Source organism: Spirosoma radiotolerans, from assembly GCF_000974425.1.
Lineage (GTDB): Bacteria > Bacteroidota > Bacteroidia > Cytophagales > Spirosomataceae > Spirosoma > Spirosoma radiotolerans.
In genome coordinates this window covers 4,618,286-4,637,402 of sequence record NZ_CP010429.1, presented here as the reverse complement: position 1 = coordinate 4,637,402, position 19,117 = coordinate 4,618,286, and the positions used below count along the sequence as shown (strand labels likewise).

General features: G+C 47.1%; 17 protein-coding genes. 13 read left to right on the top strand and 4 right to left on the bottom strand.

Annotated elements, in window-relative coordinates; translation table 11 throughout:
• Positions 1-82: 82 nt before the first annotated feature.
• Both SD10_RS18845 and SD10_RS18840 read right to left on the bottom strand, forming a co-directional pair.
• Positions 83-3,076, bottom strand: a complete 2,994-nt coding sequence (locus SD10_RS18845) for a S9 family peptidase (RefSeq protein ID WP_046575848.1) — start codon at positions 3,074-3,076, stop codon at positions 83-85.
• Positions 3,077-3,289: 213 nt separating this feature from the next.
• Complete coding sequence (locus SD10_RS18840) at positions 3,290-4,348, bottom strand: glycoside hydrolase family 130 protein (RefSeq protein WP_046575847.1); 1,059 nt, start codon at positions 4,346-4,348, stop codon at positions 3,290-3,292.
• Between the two features lie 161 nt (positions 4,349-4,509).
• Here SD10_RS18840 and SD10_RS18835 point away from each other — a divergent pair, with 161 nt between their 5' ends.
• Together SD10_RS18835 and SD10_RS18830 are read left to right on the top strand one after the other, a co-directional pair.
• A complete protein-coding gene (locus SD10_RS18835) occupies positions 4,510-4,770 on the top strand; it encodes a hypothetical protein (protein ID WP_046575846.1) in 261 nt (86 codons plus the stop codon).
• 81 nt (positions 4,771-4,851) lie between these two features.
• On the top strand, positions 4,852-5,031 hold the full coding sequence (locus tag SD10_RS18830; RefSeq protein ID WP_046575845.1) for a hypothetical protein: 180 nt from the start codon (positions 4,852-4,854) through the stop codon (positions 5,029-5,031).
• A gap of 42 nt (positions 5,032-5,073) precedes the next feature.
• On the opposite strand, the gene SD10_RS18825 is transcribed toward SD10_RS18830, so the two are convergent.
• A complete protein-coding gene (locus tag SD10_RS18825) occupies positions 5,074-6,384 on the bottom strand; it encodes an isochorismate synthase (RefSeq protein ID WP_046575844.1) in 1,311 nt (436 codons plus the stop codon).
• Between the two features lie 317 nt (positions 6,385-6,701).
• On the opposite strand from SD10_RS18825, the gene SD10_RS18820 reads away from it, so the two are divergent.
• Positions 6,702-7,397, top strand: a complete 696-nt coding sequence (locus tag SD10_RS18820; RefSeq protein ID WP_046575843.1) for a peptidoglycan recognition protein family protein — start codon at positions 6,702-6,704, stop codon at positions 7,395-7,397.
• An 88-nt stretch (positions 7,398-7,485) separates the two neighbouring features.
• Here SD10_RS18820 and SD10_RS18815 read toward each other — a convergent pair whose 3' ends face one another.
• Positions 7,486-7,839, bottom strand: coding sequence for a helix-turn-helix domain-containing protein (locus tag SD10_RS18815; RefSeq protein ID WP_046575842.1), 354 nt, complete (start codon positions 7,837-7,839; stop codon positions 7,486-7,488).
• A gap of 278 nt (positions 7,840-8,117) precedes the next feature.
• On the opposite strand from SD10_RS18815, the gene SD10_RS30110 reads away from it, so the two are divergent.
• The 10 genes from SD10_RS30110 (at position 8,118) to SD10_RS18765 (ending at position 19,087) form a co-directional block, all read left to right on the top strand.
• Positions 8,118-8,645 (top strand): cysteine peptidase family C39 domain-containing protein, encoded by a 528-nt coding sequence (locus SD10_RS30110; RefSeq protein ID WP_046575841.1) that lies wholly within the window; start codon positions 8,118-8,120, stop codon positions 8,643-8,645.
• A gap of 53 nt (positions 8,646-8,698) precedes the next feature.
• Entirely contained in the window at positions 8,699-9,769 is a 1,071-nt protein-coding gene (locus SD10_RS29475; RefSeq protein ID WP_046575840.1) for a vitamin K epoxide reductase family protein, read from the top strand.
• Positions 9,766-11,100, top strand: coding sequence for a nucleotide disphospho-sugar-binding domain-containing protein (locus SD10_RS18800; protein WP_046575839.1), 1,335 nt, complete (start codon positions 9,766-9,768; stop codon positions 11,098-11,100). The genes SD10_RS29475 and SD10_RS18800 overlap by 4 nt, the downstream gene beginning before the upstream one ends.
• A 370-nt stretch (positions 11,101-11,470) precedes the next feature.
• Entirely contained in the window at positions 11,471-11,863 is a 393-nt protein-coding gene (locus tag SD10_RS18795) for a peptidylprolyl isomerase (protein ID WP_046575838.1), read from the top strand.
• A 582-nt stretch (positions 11,864-12,445) separates the two neighbouring features.
• Positions 12,446-12,715: a hypothetical protein gene (locus tag SD10_RS18790; protein ID WP_046575837.1), complete on the top strand. Its 270-nt coding sequence runs from the start codon at positions 12,446-12,448 to the stop codon at positions 12,713-12,715.
• 148 nt (positions 12,716-12,863) lie between these two features.
• A complete protein-coding gene (locus tag SD10_RS18785) occupies positions 12,864-13,322 on the top strand; it encodes a hypothetical protein (RefSeq protein ID WP_046575836.1) in 459 nt (152 codons plus the stop codon).
• Positions 13,323-13,375: 53 nt separating this feature from the next.
• Positions 13,376-15,790, top strand: a complete 2,415-nt coding sequence (locus tag SD10_RS18780) for a peptidase domain-containing ABC transporter (RefSeq protein WP_046575834.1) — start codon at positions 13,376-13,378, stop codon at positions 15,788-15,790.
• A gap of 43 nt (positions 15,791-15,833) precedes the next feature.
• On the top strand, positions 15,834-17,129 hold the full coding sequence (locus tag SD10_RS18775) for an HlyD family efflux transporter periplasmic adaptor subunit (RefSeq protein ID WP_046575833.1): 1,296 nt from the start codon (positions 15,834-15,836) through the stop codon (positions 17,127-17,129).
• Between the two features lie 80 nt (positions 17,130-17,209).
• Positions 17,210-18,160: a magnesium/cobalt transporter CorA gene (gene corA / locus SD10_RS18770; protein ID WP_046575832.1), complete on the top strand. Its 951-nt coding sequence runs from the start codon at positions 17,210-17,212 to the stop codon at positions 18,158-18,160.
• Positions 18,161-18,262: 102 nt separating this feature from the next.
• A complete protein-coding gene (locus tag SD10_RS18765; protein WP_052731222.1) occupies positions 18,263-19,087 on the top strand; it encodes a mechanosensitive ion channel family protein in 825 nt (274 codons plus the stop codon).
• Positions 19,088-19,117: the final 30 nt, after the last annotated feature.

The window sequence follows — 19,117 nt, the reverse complement described above, 5'->3', positions numbered from 1 at the left end:
GCAGGTCCACTAAATCAGAACGCCCGATTACAACTGTAATCGGGCGTTCTGATTTAGTGGACCTGTCGTGAGACTTTATGCATTACCGTTGTGGTGCATCAGCGCTCTGCCTGATGCCGTACTTCATCTCGCCCCGATCTTTCTCCACGGCGCTGCGGCCTTCCTTCATCCAGATCGGCATGGGCGCATCTTTAAGGTAGTAATCGAAATATTGATACAAGCGAATACTCAGGTCTTTGGCATTATGCCGCTGGGTCAGATTATGCCCTTCGCCATTGTAGACCAGCATCCAAACGGGCTTGTTCAACCGGCGCAGGGCAGAAAACAGCTCGATACCCTGATACCAGGGGACGGCTCCATCGGCGTCATTGTGCGTCATCATGAGGGGCGTTTCGATGCGATTGGCAAAGAAAAGGGGCGAGTTTTCGATGTAGTTCATGGGTTTGTCCCACAGCGTACCACCAATTCGGCTCTGGGTTTTTTCGTACTGGAAGGCCCGGCTCATCCCTGTTTCCCAGCGGATACCACCGTAGGCCGACGTCATGTTGGCAACGGGTGCACCGGCTTCGGCAGCCCGGAACAGGTTGGTTCGCGTGATGATGTACGCGGTTTGGTAACCACCCCAGCTTTGTCCCTGAATACCAAGTCGATCCCGGTCAACGAAGCCCTTATCGAGGAGGCTCAACACGCCCGGTACAATACAGTCGTAGGCGTTCGGGCCGGGCTGACCCGTGGTGTAAACGATATCCGGTACGAAGACCAGATAGCCATTTGAAACGCAGTAAGGGATGTTGATCGTCGAGCGGCTTGGCGATGGAGCCCGGTAGTCGTTTAAGGTCTCAGCATTGCGCTCATAGAAGTACGTGAGCATCGGGTACTTCTTCTTGGGGTCGAAACCTTCCGGTTTAAAGAGCAGTCCTTCCAGCTTAACCCCATTGGTACCTGTCCATTTCACAATCTCGGCACTACCCCAACGAATGCTGTCCTGCTGTGGATTCGTGTGGGTGAGTTGAATCGGATTGGCCAAGGTTGTATCCGTCTGGAACAGGTTGATTGGTTCCTGATAGTTGCCTTTGTAGAAGGTAACGACCGGTGCATTCTTCGCCTTGTTCAGCCCAAAATAGCGGTGATTACTACGGGTCAGAACCGCTGGCTCGGCGGTTGCCAGTCCATTTTTACTTTTCAGGATTCCCGTTGCTTTATCGCTTTCCCAAATGCCAGTCAGAAACAGTTCGCTTTTTGGGTCGATGGCTTTCTCGATAGAGCCTGATCGGCGGCCAGGTGCATCGTCGTCATCGTTGTCCAGTTCTGCACGACGCAACCGAATCTTGTTTTTACGGCCCCAGCCGGAGGTTAGGTTTGTCGGTTTCTCCCGGCCAGTGGGGTCAATTTGCCAGATGTCATACCGGTCGTAGAGCCAGAGATACCGATCACCGGTTGTCCAGCCAGCCGCACCATAGGAGCCGGGCAGGTTAGGCGTATCGTGTTCTTCGTCGAAAAATTTACTTGGCAGGCCACGGGTCAGGTCAATGCGTTTTCCTTCGGGAATGGACCAAGCCCGCCAGAGCGAATCGCGTTCATCGAACCAATAAGCGTATTTTCCTTCGGGCGATAATTTCGGTTGTGATGCCATGATGTCGTTGGCAATACGCTTCTTTTCACCCGTCTGGGCGTCGACCAGATAAAGATCCGTATGACCAGGATCCCAGGACGATTGAACCTGATAGGGGAGGTCGCTCAGGCCAAGTAAGTAACGGGCGTTCGTCTTAGGATCGAACGAAACGGTTGGTACTTCACGGCTGGCCAGGGGCGTTAGCTTACCGGCCTGCGGATCGTAAACGGTCAGGAACCCGCGTTCTTTCTCTTCTTTCAGCCGGCGTTGCTGCATGGGTTGCAGGCGGCTGTCCGTCCAGGTCCAGATGTCCATTTTTACTTTCTCATCCTCGGGCGTCAGGCTGTCTTTCGTCGGTTTAGGCGCAATGGGTGAAGTGGAGAAATAGAGTCGTTTGCCATCATCCGAAAACTTCGGCTCCCGATACTCGTTGACCGACCAGCCTTTTGGCAATGGTTTTGTCAGCGTATCGGCTATCACCTTGAAAGGGGTTTCTGCAGCCGTATTTTTGCTTGATTTTCCTTTTGCCGCTACCGCTGGCGATAGGTTTTTGTAGTAGAGCGTGAATACCTTTACATCGCTTCCGGCGCTATCGGCAGAGGCCATCCAGGTAAGTTGCTGACCAACTTTATCGACCGCCAGCCCTTTGTATATTTTCCGCCTGGAGCTGGTATCGATCAGCGTCGTTTGTCCGTTGGTGGTGTTGAACAGAAAAACACCGGGAATGCTGGTTTCGCCTGTTTTGAGCGAGTCATTCGCTGATTCTTTACTGTAAAAAATCGCTTTTCCATTATCAGACATGGCTACGTTGGAGACGTAGCGAACGGTTTTGCGAGTGCCATCGGCCATATTCAGGAGTGTCAGATCGTCGCCTTTTGGCTTTTTGGCCGTTCCTTTCCGGGTTGCCACGGCGGTTGTCGAGACGGGTGGCAGGGGCGTAAGGGTATCTTTCAACGAGGCCGCCCGGGGAGCAGGCCGTTCTTTGTCGTCTTTACGTTCCTGCACGACCGCCAGCCACGAACCTGAATCTTTGCCAAATACGAATGATTTTGCATTGGGCAGTTTGGTTGGTTTTCCAGTGGTTAGGTTCAATACCAGCAAACTATCTTTGGGTAGTTCGTCGGCCTTTTTCTTCTTCAATTTGGCTTTGCGGGTATCGGCATAAGGGGCTTTCATCCGCATCACCAGAAATTTGCTGTCGGGCGTGAACTGGGCCATGTAGCCACGCGGGAAAACATACTGCTTCCGGTTTGTGCTGGTACCAGCTGCTGTCACCTCTAAGCGGCCATCACCTTCCTGGGGATCAATCTGATAGGCAATCCAGTGGCCGTCGTTCGAGATTTTTTCAGACCTGACACTTTGCCAGCGGTCATAATCGGCGGCAGTAAGCGGCCTTTTCTGACTCTGTGCGAATAGTGACGTTGAGAGTAAAAGACAGAGTAAAAGTTGATTCAAGTGTTTCATCAAAGGAGGAGAGTTAAAAACTAATGTAAACTACAAAAAAGCCATCGCTAGTGAAACTCCGTCTGTTAATCAGCCTATTACTTATAAGATACTTTCAATTTTTTATACGAATAGTTAGCTGCGTCCTTTTTTTGTACGTACGCAACCCAATACCCACCTTAAGTAGGTATTGGGTTGCGTATATGGCTGGATCAGCGCAACCGCGCGTGGTGATTACTCCTTACTCAATTCGGCCAGCCCGACACCCGAATCGGCTGCACCGTAGTATACCCAGATTTTTCCGGCTTTAACGCTGTCTTCCGGCCACTGTATCCAGCCGTTGGAAAAGACGACATTGGGAAAGAATCCTTCGCGTTCCCAGGAAAGCTCGGGTGTAAGGAGCGGAGCTACTGATCGATCCAGTACGATTGATGGATCGTTTTTGTCGAGCAAGGCCAACGCCAGGGCATAAGCGTGAGTCTGATCGGCGCCGTGGTAGCAAACCAGCCAGCCCTCGTCGGTTAAGATTGGTTCGGGACCAGCGCCAATCTTACCACCTTCCCAGGCGAAGTTGAAATCAGATGCGCCCCGTCCACCGAACAGAAAGCGGTGGTTTCCCCAATGGAGACCATCTGCTGACTCCGCCAGCCAAATGGATGGTTTACCAATTTCTGACACCATCGGCCGGTGCAGCAACATATACTTTCCGTTGATTTTTTGCGGAAACAGGGCCACGTCTTTATTGGGTGGTGGTAAAATCATTCCTATGCGCTCAACGGTTTTGAAGTCGGTGGTAACGGCTAAACCTACGCCTGGTCCGTGTTCTGATACGGCCGTATAGGTAATCCAGTATTTGTCTTCCAGAAATGTAATCCGGGCATCTTCAATCCCGTAGGATTCATCCATGCGGGCCGGAAACAGAAACGGCTTATCGTCAATTGTAAAGTGAATACCATCGCGGCTGCGGGCTAGCCGCAAGTGACTTAATGAGGTAAGGTAAACCTTTCCCTGAATGGCTACAACGCGTGGGTCATAGGGTTCGGTTGGTTCTGGAAAACGCTTGATGGTGAGCGTTGGAACGCCATCCTGTTCTTCGATCAGGGGAATCAGGATGGTCCCTTGCTCGGCTTTTGGGGCCTCGGCCACCCGCAGCAACAGGAGCACTTCATCCCCGAAAATACAGGCCGCTGGATTAAAAGCACCCAATACCTTAAAACCCTCGATTGTTGGATTTACGTCGCTTGTTTGTATAATTGGCTGGTCAATTAGTCGCTGGAGTTGGTATTGTCTCATTTATACGGGTTTATGAATGGCTGATACCACACTATAATCCAGTAACTCACAAACGGAATGCACTGTTATGGCGTAAATCTGAATAAGTTTTTAGAATCGCCAAACCTTCCGGGAAATAGACGCGTTAACAGGGATGAACTAACTTTTATACTCTTTAAACCATGATTAACCAGCTAGCGTTTGATCAGGACGAAGACGTTCTGATGCTTAACCCAGATCCAGAAACAGCCGCCTTCGACGATGATGAAGATGACTTCGACGATGAGGGAGCTGACTTCGATGAGCTTGGCTCCGGTGCCGCCAGTGGATATGGTGGAGATGATCTGGACGACATCGAGGATGACTTCAATGAGGATGATCTGGACGAAGATCTGGATGATGATTCTATTGAAGACGACCTGGACGATGATAGCATGGAGTAAGCTATCCCTACCCCAAGATCAACAGTCCGGTTAGCCGGCGTCGGAAAACTTTTCACTACATTTCTTTACTCAACGAAGACTATGGCAGACGTAGAATCAACTCCAGACCCTCAGGAAGAAGCGCTTGTTTCAACAGAAAGTGCGGATACTGAAGGGACCGCTCCTGACTCGGATACGCAATCGTCGGCGGCCAGCGAAGCTGGAGACCGAACCGCCGAAGATGGCTCCCGTGCACCAAACGATCCGGCCGAAGGAGCGTAATTAATCAGCTAATGATGAATGACACATGATGGCTTCACGCCATTATTTGTCGTTCATCATTATGTTAAGAAGAGTTTGACACTTCATTTCAGTTTCCTGCCATTCGCGCTCTGGAACCGAATCTTCCGTTAAGCCTGCGCCAGCATATAGGGTGGCTACGTTGCCTTCCAGCTTCATGCAGCGTATATGAACGAAAAGGTCGCTTTCAGGGCCTTCTTTATTCGCGTTGATATTGACAGGGCCTACAAAACCACTATACAATTCCCGTTGGTGGGTCTCGTGCTGTTCAATGAAGCGAAAGGCTACGTCACGGGGCATTCCACACACGGCAGACGTTGGGTGCAGCAACCGCAACATAACCGTGCCAAGCTGCGGATAACGAACGGCCTGGGTATCAACCGTAAAGCAGGTACTCAAGTGCATTAGGTTTCCGGCGATGAGCGTTTTTGGCCCTTCTTCCAGGTATTCCCGTAACCTGATTTTTTTGAAGCATTCAATGATGTACCGGCTCACTAAAGCCTGCTCTTCAATTTCTTTTTGCGACCACATGGCTTCGGGTGGCCGCTTGGGTGTTCCATCCGGCTCAAATGCCGACTGGGTTCCCGCCAGCGACGCTGTTCTGAAGATACCATTGGCATCCACACTGACCAGGCGTTCGGGCGTGGCACTAATCCAGATTTGACCCTTCTCTGGAATCGAAACAGCCGATACAAAAGCGGTTGGGTAGGCCGCACATAGTTTGTCGAAGAGGGCTACAGCATTGGGCGCATCCGAAAATACAACCCGCTTTGTTCGTGACAAAACCACTTTTCTAAAGTCGCCCCGTTGCATGGCCTCAACAGCCAGCGCCACATTACGCACATACTCCGCTTGTGCTTCCAGGTCGTGCAGGGGCGTCGCCGTCGTTTTTATGGGTTTACCTGCTGATTGACCGGCAAGGTGAGCCGACAGGGTTTGCCAAAACGTGTTGGCCGTTGCGGTATCGGCTGTCGCGTTGGTATGGACCTTCGACTGTGTTTTACTGGATTCAGAAAACGCAGCCTGAATGTCGGCTCTCAGGAAAAGTGTTTGGTCGCTATTGCCCGTACTGATACCATCCGATGTGTTGGTGGGGGCCGTACCAGCCAGGTTGTCGAAAGGGCTTACTAAAAATCCGGCGGGTAATTCGTCCAAATCAGCCGAAACGCGCGGCAGTATTTCATCGAACGAAACAATCAGGTGTTTATCCAATTGATTCGGCAACCGCCATAGAGCAGCCGGAAATCCAAGCGAATGAGCCGTTTCCCAAAGGTTAGTGGCCTTGGGCCGACGGTCGGTAGTCGAGAGCGTATTAATAGAATAATCGGGTTGCATAGCCAACAGCTAGGCGGATTAGGCTCAGCTAGAGGGATAACAGTTAATGCAACGATTTTGTGCGTGACATCGTAAAAGAGTCAACGGATATCCTCTAATTAGTCCGTTTAAGCGGTTATGACTTCAAATAATTATAATTCAAATGGCTAGACGCCAGTCTACTGTACAACGAATTTCTGGTTGCTGACCCTGGCCGATTTAACGGGGCCTATCACTGACTTACTTATCCATTAACGAAATTCTTGTAACGGTAAAAAAGAAAATTGTCGATATCTGCTACGGTTTTCTTTCTTTGCCCTTGTTCAACCGAGTCCGCTATGAATCTTTGTGCTGGTTTATCCCTTTCTCTGCAGAAAGTATTTCTTCTGCTCTTTGTGGTTATTTCACCACTCACGTTTAGTGTTGCCCAGAAAGCGCCCATCCAAATACTCGACAAGCCTATTGTTTTTGATGAAGAGCGTAAACAGCTTTCGCTTGATTACCTGGCTCGACGACATGGGATTAAGCAGACGGAGCCTTACATAAAGCCCAAGATGATTGTGCTGCACTGGACCGCCATTCCGACGCTTGATTCGACGTTTAATGTGTTTAATCCTAGCAGGCTGCCTGGCCGGGCTGATCTTCAGGCGGCTAGTAAACTAAATACGGCGGTTCCGTTTCTGGTTGATCGCGATGGGACTATTTATCGGCTTTTGTCCGATACCACCTTTGCCCGTCATTGTATTGGGCTGAATTATTGCGCGATTGGTATCGAAAATGTAGGAAGCGATGACCTGACAAACGCGCAGATAGAGGCCAATGTGCAACTAGTCCGCTACTTGAAACAAAAGTATAATATAGAATACCTGATTGGCCATTACGAATACAAAGATTTCAGAGGCACGCCACTCTGGAAAGAAACCGACCCGAATTACCTGACTGAAAAAACAGACCCGGGTAGAACCTTCATGCGAAACGTGCGAGAGCGGGTGAAGGATCTGAAGCTGAAAGGAAGCCCACTACAGGCAGAGTGATGAAAGGAAGCCTATTGCAGCCAGAGTCAGGAGAGAGCCTAATTGACGAGTAAGAACGCATGGTAGATTAGCGCATTCGCAAACAGGCTTACTTAAGCGAATTCTCAGCAGGCAAATCGCCCTTGCCATACGCCTGCCAGGTCTCCTGCAAATAGCGAACATAGCGGCTTAAAAAATTAATTTTTACTTCCTGTTCCCGAAGCCGTCGATCTTTTTCTTCGGCCTCCGTTTGCGTAGAATTAGTCAGATGGTAGTTCTGTAGATTGTCGGGCGTGGTACCTAAGGCATTGGCTAGTTGTACTAACCGTTTGGTGCAGGCGAGGCTGTTCCGTTCGAGCCGGTTGTAGGTAGGCTGACTCATGCAAAGCCTATCAGCCATGTACTCCTGAGATAGCCCTTTCTCTTTGCGGAATTGCCTAATGTTGGCGGATAAAGTCATCATGAAACGGGTGGCCGACACGATTAATTCATGTTGTGAAGCCGCAACAAATAAACGCTAATTTTTAGAAACTATATATTTTGTCAATTTTAGAATACAAAAATACCATTTTTGTTAAGCCTTTGACTTTTAATTAGTTATCCTAGAGGTGAGTAATTATTTACTATATAATTGTATAGGTTAGCGCCATTGATTGAATAGAAAATGAATAAAGTTGAATAAAAAGTGAATAACAACGAGCCGATTTAGTCTGCACTTTTGGGCCAACAACTGCTTTGAGCATGGCTTTATTCGACACGCTATCTAACACGACCGACGATAATGCAGTCGCTACCCTTTACGCGCTCCTGAAAGGACTACGAGCTAACGTAACGAGGGCAACCGTTTGGGAATCATTGGAGCAACATCCAGACTTTCCTAGCCTACTGAGCCTAAGCGATGTGCTCACGGGCTGGCAGGTTGCCAACACAGGCTTGCAGTTAAATACCGTTGAGCAACTGCGTGAATTACCCTTGCCTTTTGTAGCCCACTTACGAAAAAATAACGGGTGGTATGTATTAGTAACCTCCCTTCAGGGCGATACCATTACCTATACTGATAATGAACAGGGACGCAGGATAGAAGCATTAACAGACTTTGAAAAGAACTGGTCGGGTGTGGTATTGCTGGCGGAGGGCCGCGCAGGCGAAACTGCCGACCAATGGGGCGAAACTGGTTATGCCACGAAGCGTAAATACGAACTATTGGAAAATCTGCGAGGTCCGTTTGTGCTGCTAGCCTGTTGCTCATTGCTGTGTTTGTGCTCCTGAGTGTACGGAAGAATCTTACAACGCCAGATTGGTTTCTACTGCTAACCAAATCAATGGGTGTACTGCTCAGTAGCTTACTGGTAGCCAAACAGCTAGGCAACAAAAATGCCCTCACCGACCGCCTTTGCCGGATTAACAGCAAAACCAACTGCGACGATGTACTGAACTCACCAGCAGCCAAGCTCTGGGGCTGGCTCCCTTGGGCCGATGTTGGCTTGCTATATTTTTCTGGAGGTTTCCTGGCAGTATGGCTTAGTTCCCTAAGCCCGTCGGTGCTCCAACTGCTACATTGGGTTGCGCTATTGGTCTTGCCGTATACTGTGTTTTCAGTTTATTATCAGGGTTTTGTATTACGGCAATGGTGCCCTTTGTGTTTGGGTGTGCAACTAGTGTTGTTACTAGAGGGCATGCTGGCTATAACTCAACTCACCATGTGGCCGGGCCTGTGGCAACCCTATGGATTCGTACTGACTGCCTTCCTGATACCCGCTACAGTATGGGTCATAGTAAAACCCTTGTTGGCGGGCTTACCTAAAAGCAGGCAGGAACACAGCGAATTGATGCGCTTGAAACGAGACCCCGACCTGTTCCAGGCCTTACTACGTCAACAACCACAAATGCCGCCCATTGCTGCCGAGCTATACCCCATTGTGCTGGGTAATCCTGATGCCGAACATACGATTACGATGGTGACGAACCCTTATTGCGGGCCGTGTGCAAAGGTGCATAAGGAATTAGAACAACTGCTTGTGCGCAACTATACTGTAAAAGCCAATCTCATGTTTACCTGCGATGGTACTGGTGGGCTAACCACTCAAGTGGCTGTACACCTAATGGCACTTACTCAACAAGACAACGTAACTCAGGCGTTGGCAGATTGGTACGAACAACCCCAAAAGAATTTCGATGCCTGGGCTAAAAAGTACCCTGTCATGGCTAATTCAATGGACTGGGCAACTGTAGCTAATCGACATCGTGACTGGTGTTTGGCCGCTAATATAACAGTTACTCCAACGCTCTTTGTGAATGGCTATAAATTGCCAACCCAGTACCGATTGGTTGGTTTAAAGTGGCTGATCAATACACTCGAACCAGCATCTACTCAACAGCAACTAAACGTATGAAAACGGCCCTGTTTATCATGTTTCCGGTGCCGAGCCATTACAACATCTGTTTTGGTTTTGCCGATAGTTTACGCCGACAGGGCTATCGGGTTGTGTTTATGGGTACGCCAAACTTACAAACGCATATTGAAAGCCAGGCGTTCGAGTTTGTAGAGTTGCACTATATGCAGGAAATCGTTGTGGCTAACTGGCGTGTGGCAGTGGGGTTGTTTATTGTGAGTGCGTTGGAGAAAAAAGTCAAGAAGGCTAGGTATCACGATTTTCTAACATCCGTAGCTGCGGTTCAACATGTTTGTAAATCCATACAACCAGATGAACTCTATATTGATGAGCACCTAAATTTCTATTACTTACTACTCAAATCTACCTATCCGAAGTGTACACTTGTCAATACAAAATTGCCTACGCATCGGGTGCCGGGCATACCGCCATTAACCTGTTCGCTACCCTTTAAAGATACTATCTGGTATCGGCTCTATGCCTGGTGGTTGTGGAAACTGTGTATGGTAAAGCACTACTATGGGAGTTGGCGAAAGAAAATTGCCTTGTTGGGCGTTGATGAGCAGCTTTTTCTACGGCGAGTGACGAGTAAAATGGGTATCCAACTGGATGCCTACATCAATCCGTATAACCTGCTGCACGATGGTTTACTAGGTGCGCCTATAATTCATCTGGTGCCGCGAGAAATGGAATATAGCTGGTACAAAATGGGGCCGAATGAGCGTTTTCTTTATCAGCCCTACCAACGTAAATCAGAGCGAGATCATTCGCAATTCTGGGAGCAGTTTAAGCCCCTCTTAGCCAGACGAGGAAGGGGAGAAATCCAATTAGTATATGCATCGTTGGGTACACTGAGCGAAGAAAATGCAAAGCCAGCTACTCGTTTTTTAAATAGACTGATGGCCGCTTTTAGCGATTTGCCAACTGTGCACCTGATCGTAGCAGATAAACGACTATTTGCAAATAAACCCGAAAACATACCTGCCAATGTGTATCTAATGGATTGGGTTCCGCAAACAGACTTACTGCCGTACTGTGATTTGATGATTACACATGGTGGTACAAACTCTATTTTAGAATGTGTTGAGGCAGGTGTGAAAATACTCGCGTACCCCCTAAACTTAACCGCCGATCACCCTGGCAATACGGCCCGAATGGTGTCGAACGGCTGGGGCATACAGGGAAGCCTGCGCTGGGAAACTGAGGCAACAATCCGGCAAAAAATCCGGCAACTGCTGTCGGATTCATCCTTAGTTGAAAAGAGGAAGCAAGTGAAAGTACCGCCAATCGATGATTGGCAACCGAAGATGGATTTGGCCAAATCGAAATAAATCAAGTTTTAAACTTAAACAATTTTTTCAATCATGAAGAAGATCTTAATGCAGTTTGCTGGAAATCTGCTTTCAAAAGAGCAAATGAAGACCGTGAAAGGGGGGACAGACTCTTATGGAGGTATTTATAGTAGTGGTAGTGGTGGCAGTAGAGCTTTTTCATGCACTGCATCAAACGGAGCATCATACTCAGGCTATGGAGATGCAAGTGACGTTAAAACGTTTACATTAATTTACTGTGGCCCTTGCGTTACCAATTGTAGATACTATTGATAGTCAATAGTCAACTATATTGCGTATAAGCCTAACTTATACGCAATATAGTTAAGTGAAATTGTTTTGAAAGTTCTATGTAATTATAAATAGTATTATGAAATACCGACTACTTATTTTTTTTGTGTTCATCAGTGGACTTGGCAAAGCTCAATCCTATAACAGAGAAACAAATAACAATAAAACTTATAATGATTCAACAGCCAAGGTGGAAATTTATACAATTTATGAATTGCTTAAACATGGAGAGAAGTTTGATAATATGGCTATAAAATTTTCTCAAGACCCCGGTTCCTATAAAGAAGGAGGGGCATTAAGGCCATCAACAATGGAGGGATATGTTGGAGAATACAGAAACATTGTTTTAAACTTATCTATAGATGAAATATCAATTCCTTTTAAAACAGAGTATGGCTATCATATAGTACAATTAATTTCAAAGAAAGATGATGTTTATGGGACAAGACACATTTTGCTTCGAATAGATTGATATGACATTTACGGAGCGAAGTCATATTAGTGTTGTGCTTCTTGCTAAACTAAACCTTACTAGTCACCTACTATTGGGCGGCTAGTAACTCAAATTAAATAAAGATAGTTACAGTAAGTAATTTAGTACTAATTATAGCCTTCTTTAGCTATAGAAATCAACAACCTATTGTCGAGGGTAAAAGTGCTAATTCCTTGACGCGAAAGGCTCTATTCCTAGATTCAGTTGTAGTGCTTTTAACTACTGGGAATAGTAATAATGAGCTAGAATTTGAAGACTATTTTGGGGATAAATTAACGCTACAAAAAGGAGCTAATAGGTTGGTCTTATCCGCTGAACTTGGATGCAGACCATCCCGGCAATACCGCCCGGATGGTAGCGAATGGGTGGGGTTTTTATGGAAATTTACGAAACGAAACTCCAGTAAAAATTAAACAAAAAATAGTCAGGCTATTAGCAAATCGCCCTTTGACCAGAAAGCGTAAACGAGTAGTAATACCGCCGATCAACGATTGGCATCTGAAAACGGATTTGGCCGAATCATAATATATCAATCATTTCATTTAAACACATTTTTCAATTATGAAAAAAATATTAATGCAGTTTGCAGGTAACCAGCTCTCCAAAGAGCAAATGAGAGTTGTCAAGGGTGGGGATATATATGAACCAGAATCTCTACAGAATTGGCTTGATAACAATGGACGCGACGGATATACTCCTTCCACTAATGGATGGTGTTGTACTGATTCAAATGATAATGCGTACCGCTTTTCTGGTGATGAGTCAATGATTAATTTTCAAAATGATAATCATTGGCAAGCGAGCTGCAACAAAGGTCAGTATTGCCTATGAATTGCAAGCTTTTCCCTAAAGAATAAATTAAACTAGTTATTGCGGTATTTTTTTGTAGTACTCTTATTGAACTTCTTGGACTAGAGAGGTATAATGAGAGTACTATAGATTTTGTGTACTTATTTTTGCCTTTAAACAAAAGTATATTATGAATTTTCTGAAAGTTTTTGCTTTAATAGGAGGCCTTATTTTTTGTAATGCTGTAAATGCACAATGGAGATTGTTACAAAAAAGCCAAGATATACTTATTGAGCCAGATACCACAAACAAAATTGAACTAATTGTATCAAGGGGATCTTTTAGTAAATATTTGATAGTTAGTTATTTTAATGGTGAAAAGAAACTAGTTCTTAAAAAAGAAATTTGGGGCTATGTTGATGATAAAAAGGAAATATGGCGTTCTTACAAAAAAGAGTTTTATCGTGTCATTAAATACAATGGAGGTTGGGTTGAATACGCTGTTGACCGTTCTATACAGAGTTCGCGGTTAAGAAGTTATGGTGTATATAGCTTGCTACTCTATAGCCGTACCTTGGATAGTTCAATTCATACAAATTGGTCAGAAGCTATGTCAGATATACCTTCGACATATATATTAAGACAATGAGGTGGAATTGTTAAATTAAAGACTAAAAAACAGTAAACAAAGCCACCACTTTAATGAAATTTCCCTATTATACTCAACTCGATCAAATGGACTGCGGCCCTACTTGCTTGCGAATGGTGGCTAAGCACTATGGTCGTTCATATACGGTGCAAACCTTACGGGAGAAATCGCAGATTGGGAAGGAGGGCGTTTCATTACTGGGTATTTCGGAAGCGGCTGAGGGAATTGGTTTTCGAACGATGGGCATAAAGATTCCCTTCGAGAAGTTAGCTACCGAGGCACCATTGCCCTGTATTGTTCATTGGGATCAGAACCACTTTGTGGTGGTTTACGACATAAAAGGAGCAAATGGAGGCTGGATGAGTCGCATTAAAGGAGGACGAAAACCACCTAAAGTTCATAAATTTGACAATGACGTACAGCCTAAACTAGTCTCTTTTGATTTTAGTGATAAAGAAAGCGAAATTGTCTTTCCGCCTACTAGATGGATCGCATCGCCACCAACTAAAGAAACCAATTCACGGCCTACCACACGCCAGGGTACTGTTTATATAGCCGACCCCGCCAAAGGGTTAGTAACCTATACAGCAAAGGAGTTTTGTGAGCATTGGTTGTCGTCCCAGACCGACGGCAGGAATGAGGGGGTTATGCTGTTGCTGGAGCCTACGCCCGCATTTTTTGAGCAGGAGGATGAAACTGCTACGGCCTATAGTTTCGAGCGGGTGTTCAGTTATTTGTGGCAGTATAAACGGTTGCTGGTGCAACTCGCGCTGGGACTGGCCGTTGGGAGTGGGCTGCAATTGCTGTTCCCGTTTCTGACCCAGTCGGTGGTGGATGTGGGCGTCAATACGCAGAATTTGCCATTTGTATATCTGGTGCTGGGGGCGCAACTCATGCTGATGGCCGGGCGGCTGTCGGTCGAGTTTATTCGAAGCTGGACTCTGCTGCACATCAGCACCCGTGTTAACCTCAGCATCCTGTCCGATTTTTTGATCAAACTTATGAAGTTGCCCGTGTCGTTCTTCGACAGTAAGCAGTTTGGCGACATCATGCAGCGCATCGGCGACCATCATCGTATCGAAAGTTTCCTGACTGGACAAACCTTATCGGTGCTTTTTTCGATGGTTAATCTGCTTGTTTTTGGGGTGGTACTGGCCATGTATAATTTGAGCATATTTGGCATTTTTATGGCGTCGAGTGTGCTTTATATTGGCTGGGTGATGCTCTTTTTGCGGCAACGTCGGAAATTGGATTATAAACGCTTCGATGTGTCGGCAAAAAACCAGAGTAGTCTGGTGCAACTCATTCAGGGTATGCAGGAGATCAAGCTGGCTGGAGCCGAGCGGCCCATGCGCTGGGCGTGGGAGCGCTTGCAGGCCCGGCTATTTCGTCTGCAAATGAAGGGTATGGCGCTAAGCCAGTATCAGCAGGCAGGGGCTTTTGCCATCAACGAGGGTAAAAATATTTTCATCACTTTTCTTGCAGCACAATCGGTTATCAACGGGCAATTGTCGTTGGGGGCAATGCTGGCAATGCAACAGATCATTGGTCAACTAAATAGCCCTATCGAGCAACTGATTGGGTTTGTACAGAGTTTACAGGATGCCAAAATTAGTCTCGAACGACTCAACGAAATTCACACCTTACAGGATGAAGAGCCTATTGATCGCCCCGTAGCTACAACGCTACCCGAAGCAAGTGGTCTGTACCTGAACAACCTATCATTTCAGTATCCCGGTGCTGGCAATGAACCTGTTTTGCATGGTATAGACTTAGCTATCCCTTATGGCAAAACTACCGCCATTGTGGGCATGAGCGGCAGCGGCAAAACTACCTTACTTAAATTACTTTTGCGGTTTTACGAGCCAACAAAGGGTGAAATAAGAGTGAGGGAAGCTGCTTTGCGAAACATTGGTCATGCGTTTTGGCGAAGCCAGTGCGGAGTTGTCATGCAGGACGGCTTCCTGTTTTCAGATACCATTGCCCGCAACATTGCCGTGGGTGCCGAGCGAATTGATGCCCTGAAACTAGACCATGCCGTACAGGTAGCCAACCTACGCACGTTTGTCGACTCGTTGCCCTCAGGATTACATACCAAAATCGGGGCCGAAGGTAGCGGCATTAGTCAGGGACAGCGGCAACGAATTTTAATTGCGCGGGCGGTTTATAAAGATCCACAGTACATTTTTTTCGATGAGGCAACGAATGCATTAGACGCCAATAACGAAGCCACGATTGTGCAGAATCTGAATGAGTTTTTCCAGGGTAGTGGGCCAAATAATAGACAAAGCCAACCCCAGCGTACTGTCGTAATCGTGGCACACCGACTCAGCACCGTTCGTCATGCCGACCAGATCGTTGTGCTGGAAAAAGGCCTTATCACAGAAGTGGGCACTCATGACGAGCTTGTAGCCAAACGGGGTGACTACTGGCGACTGGTGAAGAATCAACTGGAGCTGAGCGTTTAGTTTTCCGTCTGCATGACAAAATCCTGTAAATTATTTTAATCAAATGAATCCCCGTTCTGACTACTTTACCGAACTCCGTTCTGAGGAGGTGCAGGAGCTTATGGCGCGTTCGCCAACCTGGTTGCTCCGCTGGGGTATTCTGGTTGTGCTGCTGGTTGTTGCCTTAATTTTCGCTGGTGCCTGGCTAGTGCATTATCCTGATCTGATACACGCGTCGTTCAAACTGACATCGACTAACGCACCCAAAGCAGTTTTGACTCGTACAGATGGGAAGCTGGTTCGGTTACTGGTGCAGGATGGGCAGCTTGTTCGGTCGGGCGATCAACTAGCTTATCTCGAAAGTACGGCCAACCATGCCGATGTAGTACGACTTTCAGGAGAACTAAGTAAAGCCTGGGGGCTGGCCAGTCGCGGGCATCTGGAGGCTTTAAACCTATTGACGCTCTCGTCTTATAGCCAACTTGGCGAACTGCAAAATGCCTATCAAACCTTCGAACAGGCCCATATTCAGTTGAGGGCATATCTGGCCAATGGGTTTTACAGCCAGAAAAAGAGGTTACTCCAACAGGAAATCGTTGATCTAACGCTATTGGCCGACAATTTACGAACCCAGCATCAAATTCAGGCGCGCGACATGGCGCTGGCCCAGCAAGATTACGATATTCAGGCGCAGTTGGCTCGTGATAAAGTCATTGCACCGCTTGAATTAACCCGCGAAGAAAGTAAAAATATTGCTCGTAAACTGCCGTATCAGCAAACGGCTTCGGCTCTGATCAGTAACCTAACAGCTCAACGGGCCAAGCAGAAAGAAATTCTGGAGTTAGACAAGCAGGTGGCCGAAGAACGCGATAAATTCTTACAGGCACTAAACACGCTGCAAAGTGCTGCTGATAGCTGGAAACTTAAATACATAATGACTGCTCCTGTAAATGGACGCGTTTCCTTTCAGGGAATGTTGCAGGAAAATCAGTCCGTTGCTGTAAATCAGGAGATATTCTACGTGGCTCCACGTAGCACCGATTACTACGGCGAAGTCCGTATTCCACAGCAAAATTCGGGAAAGGTGGCCGTTGGGCAGTCGGTACTGATAAAATTTGCAGGCTACCCCTATCAGGAGTTTGGAGCGGTACGGGGTTGCATAGCCAGGATTGCCGATGTCTCGCTCAAAGATAGCGTGTTCCTGACCAAGGTACTCCTGCCAACCGGGCTGCAAACGACCTACGGAAAACAACTAGCCTATAAAACCGGAATGGCTGCATCAGCTGAAATCATTACCAACGACAGTCGTCTGCTCGAAAAGCTGTTCTACCAGATTCGAAAAGTGGGGAATGGGCAATAAGTGAGGAAATAAGCGAAAAGCTATTCGGCAGTCCGATTGTTTCTGCGAACTTCGCGACCGTAACTTCTGCTCTCGACTTTATGATCCGTATCTTTCAACAAGACGCAACGTCCGTCCGAAAAATCCGAGATATTGATTCCTTCTCCAATACTGAACGGACGCTCTGGGTAGACCTTCAAAACCCGACACCCGTCGAAATTAAGCGAGTAGAAGAGAAATTCGATGTTGATTTCCTGAGTCAGCAGGAGCAGCTCGAAATTGAAAGCAGTTCTCGTTATATCGAAGAGGACGATTTTTTGATTGCGAACTCCAACTTCCTGGTGCCCGATGCTGAGCATCGTTATGTGACCGTACCGGTGAGTTTTCTGCTGAAAGACGATACGTTATTTACGTACCGGAATGCTGATTTGAAAGCATTTGCCGATACAGTGAAGCGCATCAAGTCGCGTCGGGCGCTGTTCAATGATGGCGCACAGATTCTGATTTCTATTTTTGAATCCCGTATCGATTCGGATGCCGACCTGATTGAAATGGTATCGGGCGAAATAAAAGCGATCAATCGCATGCTCGACCTCGACGCAAACCTCGACCGCGAGATGCTGCTCAATATCAACGATTACCAGGAGTTGACCATGTCGATCCGGGAGAATGTGGTTGATAAACAGCGGGTTATATCATCTATGATCCGCTCGGATGGTTGGTTTAATGAAGTTGAGCAACAACGGCTCCGAACGCTGATAAAAGACATCAACTCCCTAATTGACCATACCAACTTTATTTTTGAGCGACTGGAGTTTTTGCAGAACACCTATCTCGGTTTGATCGACCTGGAGCAAAACCGGGTCGTTAAGATTTTTACAGTTGTATCGCTGGTCTTTCTGCCGCCAACGTTGCTGGCCAGCATCTGGGGCATGAACTTCGATGAAATGCCCGAAGTCCATTGGAAATACGGTTACGTGTTTGCGTTGGCCATGATGGTCTTGTCGTCGGCCCTGACGGTCTGGATATTCCGACGTAAAAACTGGCTATAGCTAAGCCGCGAACATCAGTAAAGGTAACGTAACCGACTTCTGGCAATGTTACTTTTGCAATTATTTACGTCTGATGCCAACCAAATATTTAATCCTACACGTATGGAACAGGCACAGAATAGAATGGAGCGCACGTATGACCAGGTGCTGTCATTTGCCACAATTTATGGTGGTCGTATACTACTGGCAATTTTAACCCTTGTTGTCGGCCTTTGGCTCATTGGCTGGATCGTAAAAGTACTGTCCTCCATGCTGACCAAACGGCACGTTGATCGGGACGTACAGCCGTTTCTGCTGTCGTTGGTCAATGGAGTGTTACGCGTGTTGCTATTGCTCAGTATCGCCAGCACGCTGGGCGTCCAGACCACCTCATTTGTTGCCATTGTGGGTGCCGCTGGGCTGGCGGTTGGTCTGGCCCTTCAGGGGAGCCTGGCAAACTTTGCCGGTGGCGTACTGATTTTAACATTTAAGCCATTTCGCGTTGGTGATCTAGTTGTCGCGCAAGGATTTACGGGGAATGTTGAAGCGGTCCGAATTTTCGATACTACGCTGGTGACACTCGATAATAAAACGATTATTTTGCCCAATGGTCCACTGTCTACATCCGCGATTACTAATATCAGCACCCGAGGGGTTATCCGGGTCGATCAAGTTTATGGCGTAGGCAGTCAGAATGATATCGATGCGACCAGAGCCTCCATTGTGAAGGTGGTTGCGGCTTGCCCGTTTGCGTTGAAAGACCGCGAACACGATGTTCTGATTGCTAAATTGACGCCTAATTCGCGGGAGTACGACGTACGCGTCTGGACAAAAAGCGAAAATTATTGGGATACCTATTATTACATGCTCGAAAACATTGCCCGGCAGTTTGGGAAAGATGGCATCGAAGCCCCCAAACCGAAAATGTTCATTACCAATGAAGATTAAGAGCGCTTGAAAATGGACAGCCGATAGTAA

Coding starts and splice junctions, on each gene's coding strand:
- SD10_RS18825 (WP_046575844.1), bottom strand. CDS start 6,384: ATGCAACCCGATTATTCTATTAATACGCTCTCGACTACCGACCGTCGG.
- SD10_RS18790 (WP_046575837.1), top strand. CDS start 12,446: ATGAAAAAAATATTAATGCAGTTTGCAGGTAACCAGCTCTCCAAAGAG.
- SD10_RS18780 (WP_046575834.1), top strand. CDS start 13,376: ATGAAATTTCCCTATTATACTCAACTCGATCAAATGGACTGCGGCCCT.
- corA (WP_046575832.1), top strand. CDS start 17,210: ATGATCCGTATCTTTCAACAAGACGCAACGTCCGTCCGAAAAATCCGA.
- SD10_RS18775 (WP_046575833.1), top strand. CDS start 15,834: ATGAATCCCCGTTCTGACTACTTTACCGAACTCCGTTCTGAGGAGGTG.
- SD10_RS18765 (WP_052731222.1), top strand. CDS start 18,263: ATGGAACAGGCACAGAATAGAATGGAGCGCACGTATGACCAGGTGCTG.
- SD10_RS18835 (WP_046575846.1), top strand. CDS start 4,510: ATGATTAACCAGCTAGCGTTTGATCAGGACGAAGACGTTCTGATGCTT.
- SD10_RS18840 (WP_046575847.1), bottom strand. CDS start 4,348: ATGAGACAATACCAACTCCAGCGACTAATTGACCAGCCAATTATACAA.
- SD10_RS18845 (WP_046575848.1), bottom strand. CDS start 3,076: ATGAAACACTTGAATCAACTTTTACTCTGTCTTTTACTCTCAACGTCA.
- SD10_RS18800 (WP_046575839.1), top strand. CDS start 9,766: ATGAAAACGGCCCTGTTTATCATGTTTCCGGTGCCGAGCCATTACAAC.
- SD10_RS18830 (WP_046575845.1), top strand. CDS start 4,852: ATGGCAGACGTAGAATCAACTCCAGACCCTCAGGAAGAAGCGCTTGTT.
- SD10_RS18795 (WP_046575838.1), top strand. CDS start 11,471: ATGAAATACCGACTACTTATTTTTTTTGTGTTCATCAGTGGACTTGGC.
- SD10_RS18785 (WP_046575836.1), top strand. CDS start 12,864: ATGAATTTTCTGAAAGTTTTTGCTTTAATAGGAGGCCTTATTTTTTGT.
- SD10_RS29475 (WP_046575840.1), top strand. CDS start 8,699: ATGGGTGTACTGCTCAGTAGCTTACTGGTAGCCAAACAGCTAGGCAAC.
- SD10_RS30110 (WP_046575841.1), top strand. CDS start 8,118: ATGGCTTTATTCGACACGCTATCTAACACGACCGACGATAATGCAGTC.
- SD10_RS18820 (WP_046575843.1), top strand. CDS start 6,702: ATGAATCTTTGTGCTGGTTTATCCCTTTCTCTGCAGAAAGTATTTCTT.
- SD10_RS18815 (WP_046575842.1), bottom strand. CDS start 7,839: ATGATGACTTTATCCGCCAACATTAGGCAATTCCGCAAAGAGAAAGGG.